1 protein-coding gene and 2 pseudogenes are annotated in these 4,640 nt (G+C 42.4%); 2 read left to right on the top strand and 1 reads right to left on the bottom strand.

Going from position 1 to position 4,640, the window contains the following annotated elements; all coding sequences use genetic code 11:
- Both I8752_RS23330 and I8752_RS23325 read left to right on the top strand, forming a co-directional pair.
- Positions 1–2,792 (top strand): annotated as a pseudogene (locus I8752_RS23330) (hypothetical protein); the annotation flags it as partial.
- A 74-nt stretch (positions 2,793–2,866) separates the two neighbouring features.
- Complete coding sequence (locus tag I8752_RS23325) at positions 2,867–3,880, top strand: alpha/beta hydrolase (RefSeq protein WP_214434635.1); 1,014 nt, start codon at positions 2,867–2,869, stop codon at positions 3,878–3,880.
- 92 nt (positions 3,881–3,972) lie between these two features.
- On the opposite strand, the pseudogene I8752_RS23320 reads toward I8752_RS23325, so the two are convergent.
- Positions 3,973–4,640: pseudogene (locus tag I8752_RS23320) on the bottom strand (photosystem II q(b) protein); the annotation flags it as partial.

The raw sequence follows: 4,640 nt of genomic DNA, 5'->3' as shown, positions 1-4,640 counted from the left end.
CCTTGTCTGGTCATTCTGGCCGGGTATTTGCTATAGCTGTGACACCCGACGGACAGCAAATAGTTTCCGCTTCAGATGACAAAACCTTGAGAGTATGGGAATTGAATAAAGGAACCTCAGTGCCGCTAAAGTGGGCAAGAATCAGGCTAACAGTGTCGAGCTTGGCAATTGCACTATTAGTCGGTCTGGTGATAATCCACTTGTGGACAGCTATTCCAGTGATTATGGCGATTAGCTTTCTTATCTTTGATCTAACAGAAGAATTTTGGTTCTACGGCTTGTTTATAAGTTTGTTTTTTGCCATAACTTTCAGCATCCCAATTGGCTTATTTCTAGAGATTATGGGTGCAAGTAGTAATGGTTTGAACATATTAGGTATTCCTTTATTTGGTAGTGTTTACAACAACACTTTCTTATTCACCTTCTGCATTGTGTTCGGCTTGATCTTGTCTGTAGCAGCCGCCAGCGTAAGATTTAGTGTTTTAAGGCTCATTATTACAATTACGGTCGTCGGTATATTCCTCGTTGTAGCGAGTGGCATCTGGTCTGGTATAAGACTACAATCATCACAAGCGAATGCTCAAACAACAATAGTAGACAGGATAAATGCTGCCGCAAAGACTAGCAGTGAGATTGTAAGTATCGTAGCCTTTTTCTCTTTCACTATGCTGGCAGGTTATTCACGCGTCATCTTTTATCCAATTGAGTTATTGCTAGTGCTATACAGCCAATTCAAAAGCCAAAAACACCTAGTAGAGTGGGATGAACTAGTAATTTTACCTTTGCCTGGTACGCGGTGGTTACTCAGCCAACGCTTGCAGCAAGACCAAGTTGCAGGACTGATTTTAGTAAGCGATGTAGCTTGGAAGCCTTTCCAGCGTCCAGCAGCAAATAAAGCTCTAAAGAGCTATTTGCACACTCAAGCAGGGCCACTACATCTACTTTATAAGTTACTGACTCATCCTGATTTGGATACTTATGCTGTTGTTCCAGTTAGCGAAGAAGACTGGAAGAATTTGCCAACTATACGCCATCTTTTGTTAAGAGAATTGAGTGAACAGTGGATAAATAGTACTAGGTGGATTGATCGAGCTTCTGAGCGTCTGGTCAGGAAGATCGCTCACTGGCGGCACAATTCCGATCAAACTCCTTTAACTCTATTTGCTGGAATGCTCTACCAACTTCTGGATAACAAGAAAGTTAATGCAGAAGATTTCAATTTATTCAGCTACAGCCCTATTTATATTCGGTTAACAGATTACCCTGGCGGGATTGAAATTGAACGCTCCTTTGAGGCAATGGCGAGCTTTTTATCTTACAAAGAACTATCTGCCTTGCCCACAGCTATTAATTTCATCTCAAAACTACCTCCACAAGAGACAGCCATTCGTCCCAGTGTAATGAATGCCTTATCTCAATTAGGAGATATTGGTGCTGAGATTGCCACTTACCAAATTGCTACTAGTCGAGTCAATCAATTAGCTGCTATTGCTCGTGCTACAGATAACCTTGATGTTTTAGATGAGTATGTAAATACTGATTTGGTAGCGCCAGAACAAACAATTATCCAGCGCATCATCCGGCAATGGCGCAAGTTGGTAAGTGAAGCAGGGGGTCAAGTTGGGCGAGAGGAAGACTTAGCACCAGTTGAAAATCCTTACGTCGCTGGCAACCCTGTCATCGGTTCTTTATTTGTTGGGCGAAAAGACATCCTCCGCGAACTAGAGGAACTGTGGATACAACCAGAACAATGTTCATCGGTGGTGCTTTACGGTCATCGCCGTATGGGCAAATCTTCCATTCTCAAGAATCTGAGCAACCGCTTTGGTAGTCAAACAATTATTGTAGATTTCAACATGCAGCGGGTGGGACTTGTTGATAACACCAGTGAGTTAATGTACAGTTTAGCACTAGCAATTTATGACAGTCTCCCTGCTACCGGGCAAGTTGAATTGGGAGAACCAGATGAAGAACGGTTCACCAACCACAATCCTTATACAGTATTTGGCCGTTTTTTAAAACAGGTTTCAGACCTGCAAATGCAAAAGCGATTGATTGTAACTATTGATGAATTTGAATTAATTGAAAAGCTAATTAACGAAAAGCGACTGCAACCCGAACTGCTGGGTTTTTGGCGAGAAATGATTCAAACCTATCCTTGGTTTGTCATGGCGTTTGCTGGCTTATATACTCTGCAAGATATGACTGAGAATTACTGGCATCCGCTATTTGGCAGTGTCAAAGCGCTCAAAGTTAGCTTTCTCTCCCCTACGGCTGCACGTAAACTAATTACCCAACCCCATCCTGATTTTAACCTCGATTACGACGAAGCCGCAATCGAGCAAATTATCGACTTAACAAATGGTCAACCTTATTTAATTCAGCTAATCTGTCAAAACCTGATTACTCGCTACAATCGGCAAATGTTTGAAGAAAACATTTCACGCGATCGCCGCTTTACACGAGAAGATGTAGAAGCGATCGTTTCTACTTCTGAGTTCTTCCGTGATGGCGATGCTTACTTTAAGGGTGTTTGGAACCAAGCAGATAGTTCCCCAGTTGGACAGACTGATATCCTGAAAGTATTGTGCGGACAAGATGTCTCTTCTTTTTCTATAAAAATGTCACTAGCAGAAATTGTTAGCCAAACTAACCTCAGCTTAGGTGAAGTTAAAGCAGCATTAATAACTTTAGAAAATCACGATGTTATTATCCAAAATAATCAACAATACACATATACTGTAGAACTAATGCGGCGTTGGGTTGCTAAAACTCAGAAAGACCAGCTGTGAAACTCTGCTAGATTCAGGAGGCTTACTGAGTTCAGTAAAATACAAGTATATGTATAAGTACGACAAGTAATAAAATGGAAATTGGCATTGGCAAGACAGTAAAAATTCTTGAGCAAGTTCATCAATCAGAGTCCACACCTAAACTCAAGAATGAAGCTTGTCGTTCTAAATTCTTCATTTATCCCTACTCTACCTCGAAAGTTTGTCTGTTCTTGCATGGTTTCACAGCCGGTCCTTACCAGTTTGAGCCACTTGGCAAAGCCTTCTTCAACAGAGGATACAACGTTCTAATTCCCTTACAACCCGGTCATGGACTCTCAGGTAATTGGAATCGCCAAAATCCTCCGCCACTACCAACAGATATTCAGATTTATCAACAGTTTGTACTGAAGTGGTTGCAAATTGCCAAGACCCTGGGTCAACAAGTCGTAGTTGGAGGATTATCAACGGGTGGAACTTTAGCTGCGTGGTTAGCTTTAGAGCATCCCCAGGAAATTGAGCGCGCCTTATTGTTCGCACCTTTTTTGGGTAGTCGTTATTTATTATTTGATTGGTTACTCGAAATCCTGCCAATTTACTTTGAATGGTTCAACAAGGACGCACCAGGCAATTTTGGCTATAAAGGTTTTCGTCTTCAGGCATTACAAATATTTCTAAAATTGGCACAGAAGATTTCAAAACAGTCACAAACTTGTGTTTCTGCTCCGACATTGATGGTGTGTAGCGAGGCAGATCGTGCTGTTAGTCGTTCTAAACAGCAGGATTTTTTCAAAACGATAGTTAAGCAGCAACCAAAATCTTGGTATTACTGCTTTGATGATTCGCTTCACATCGAACATCGGATGATGACGAAACTAGAAGACAATGATTATGAGGAACTGGTAATTATACTTGCCAAAGCGTTTGTTGATAGCGATCTAACTTGGGTACAGTTTCAGCAAATGGCCAAGCGGGTAGCCCAAGGAGAGGTTTATGAAAACATCAAGCGAGAGTTAAATCTTGACAGTCAAGCTTCTCAACAACTATCTGCAATGATGACTCAACACTTTGGTTGTCAACATCTAGAATGCATCAATCCTTCTAAGTAGCACTATATATTTAACGTGATATAAGAATCGAGATAGATAAAAAGCGCCCCCCGTTTCCGGAGGGCGCTTTTATTTAGCTAATACTTCAGAAATTAGCCATTGATTGCAGGTGCAGTCAATGCAACAGGAGCAACTTCACCAGCAGCCAAGTCGAGAGGGAAGTTGTGAGCATTGCGCTCGTGCATTACTTCCATACCCAAGTTAGCGCGGTTGATGATGTCTGCCCATGTGTTGATGACGCGACCTTGAGAGTCAATCACTGACTGGTTGAAGTTGAAACCGTTCAAGTTGAACGCCATGGTGCTGATACCCAATGCGGTAAACCAAATACCGACTACAGGCCAAGCTGCCAAGAAGAAGTGCAAGGAACGGCTGTTGTTGAAAGATGCGTATTGGAAGATCAAACGACCGAAGTAACCGTGTGCGGCAACGATGTTGTAGGTTTCTTCTTCTTGACCGAATTTGTAACCGTAGTTTTGAGATTCGGTTTCGGTGGTTTCACGAACCAAGGAAGAAGTTACTAGAGAACCGTGCATTGCACTGAACAAGCTTCCACCGAAGACACCAGCCACACCTAACATGTGGAAGGGGTGCATTAAGATGTTGTGTTCTGCTTGGAACACGATCATGAAGTTGAAGGTTCCGGAGATACCCAAGGGCATACCGTCAGAGAAAGAACCTTGTCCGATGGGGTAGATCAAGAATACTGCGGTTGCAGATGCCAAAGGTGCACTGTAAGCTACGCAGATCCAAGGACGCA

Origin of the sequence: Dendronalium phyllosphericum CENA369 (assembly GCF_016056275.1) — a bacterium.
In the GTDB taxonomy this organism is placed as follows: Bacteria; Cyanobacteriota; Cyanobacteriia; order Cyanobacteriales; family Nostocaceae; genus Dendronalium; species Dendronalium phyllosphericum.
The sequence above is the reverse complement of the archived record's forward strand: the minus strand, read 5'-3'. Positions and strand labels throughout refer to the sequence as shown.

Coding starts and splice junctions, on each gene's coding strand:
- I8752_RS23325 (WP_214434635.1), top strand. CDS start 2,867: ATGGAAATTGGCATTGGCAAGACAGTAAAAATTCTTGAGCAAGTTCAT.